Source organism: Microbacterium sp. Bi128, assembly GCF_918698205.1.
The window spans coordinates 1-1,861 of sequence record NZ_CAKKMM010001016.1; the positions used below are offsets into that span (position 1 = coordinate 1).

The following is a 1,861-nucleotide window of genomic DNA, read 5'->3' on the forward strand; positions in this document are numbered from 1 at the left end:
ACGCCTGATTCGCCGCCTGCTTCACCGACCAGGAAGGACCACAATGGCCCTCACCATTTCAGCCCGCCGCCCCGTTGACCGCGCGGAGGAGATCCTCACACCCGAGGCGCTGGCCTTCATTGAGCAATTGCACCAGCGTTTCGCCGCCACCCGCGCGGATTTGCTCAAGGCCCGCGCGGTCAAACGCGACGAGGTGGCCCGCACCGGCCGGCTCGATTTCCTGCCGGAAACCCGTGATATCCGTGAAGGCGACTGGACGGTGGCCCCGGCCCCGACAGCCCTGCAGGACCGCCGGGTGGAAATGACGGGTCCGGCCGCACCAGCCAAGATGGCCATTAATGCCCTGAACTCCGGGGCCAAGGTCTGGCTCGCGGACCTCGAGGACGCCAGCACTCCCACCTGGTCCAACGTGGTCGAATCAATCCTGAACCTCCGCGACGCCGCGGCGGGAACCCTGGCCTACACGTCCCCCGAGGGCAAGGAATATACGCTCCGGACCGATGCCCCGCTGGCCGTCGTTGTCGCCCGCCCGCGCGGCTGGCACATGGCAGAGCGCCACCTGCTGATCGACGGCGAACACACCGTGGGCGCCCTGGTGGACTTCGGCCTGCACTTCTTCCACACCGCCAGGCAGCTGCTGAAGAACGGCCATGGCCCGTACTATTACCTGCCCAAGATGGAGAGCCACCTCGAGGCCCGGCTGTGGAACGAGGTCTTCGTCTTCGCCCAGGACTACCTCGGCATTCCGCAAGGCACCATCCGCGCGACCGTCCTGATCGAGACCATCCCCGCAGCGTTCGAAATGGACGAGATCCTCTACGAACTCCGCGACCACGCCTCCGGCCTGAACGCCGGCCGCTGGGACTACCTGTTCAGCATCATCAAGTACTTCCGTGACGCCGGCTCGCGCTTTGTGCTGCCGGACCGCGCCACCGTGGCTATGACTGCGCCGTTTATGCGTGCCTACACCGAACTGCTGGTCAAGACCTGCCACCACCGCGGCGCCTTCGCCATGGGCGGCATGGCGGCCGTCATTCCCAACCGCCGCGAACCCGAGGTGACAGCCCAGGCGTTCGAGAAAGTGCGCGCGGACAAGACCCGTGAGGCGAACGACGGCTTTGACGGTTCCTGGGTGGCCCACCCGGACCTGGTGCCGGTCTGCCGGGACGTCTTCGACGCCGTCCTGGGCGAGCGGCCGAACCAGCTGGACAGGCAGCGCCCGGAAGTCTCGGTCACCGCGGACCAGCTCCTGGACGTCGCCTCCGCCCGTGGCACGGTCACCGAGGCAGGCATGCGCCTGAACCTCTACGTTGCCGTCGCCTACACAGCGGTGTGGATTTCGGGCAACGGCGCGGTCGCCATCCACAACCTGATGGAGGACGCGGCGACGGCGGAAATCTCCCGCTCGCAGCTGTGGCAGTGGATCTTCGCCCGGGCCATCACTGACCACGGCGACGTGATCACCCGGGAGTGGGTGGAGGACATGCTGGACGAGGAATTCGCCAAGCTGGAGCGCTTCGAAGGAGACCGTTTCGCCGACGCGCGGGACATCTTCGAGGAAGTCACCCTCAGCAGCGAGTTCCCGGCCTTCCTGACGCTGCCGGCCTACGACCGCTTCCTGCATGAAGCGCGCGACGGCGCCGACGTCGCCAGCGGGGACCCCGCACTGGTTCCGGCGTAGGACTCCGGGTCCCGGGCAACCGGGTCCGCACAGATTTCCGTTGGCTGGGCTGCCGGGCCCTTCGCAACAGGCACCCCGAAATCCGGGTGGCAGTCCAGCAACGGAAAATCCCCCCGTACTCGACAACGGCGTCGGTACGACAGGTAAGGCCCATGTTCCCCGCGAACATGGGCCTTATCT

The 1,861-nt window shown here is 66.8% G+C and carries 1 protein-coding gene; it reads left to right on the forward strand.

Features of this window, described 5'->3' with window-relative positions:
- The first annotated feature begins 43 nt into the window (after positions 1-43).
- Positions 44-1,681 carry a malate synthase A gene (gene aceB / locus LQV45_RS29230; RefSeq protein WP_230010560.1) on the forward strand — a complete coding sequence of 546 codons (1,638 nt, stop codon included), beginning with the start codon at positions 44-46 and terminating at the stop codon, positions 1,679-1,681.
- The last annotated feature ends 180 nt before the right edge of the window (positions 1,682-1,861 follow it).

Excerpts from the sequence above, each read along its gene's own strand:
- aceB (WP_230010560.1), top strand. The coding sequence starts at position 44 with ATGGCCCTCACCATTTCAGCCCGCCGCCCCGTTGACCGCGCGGAGGAG.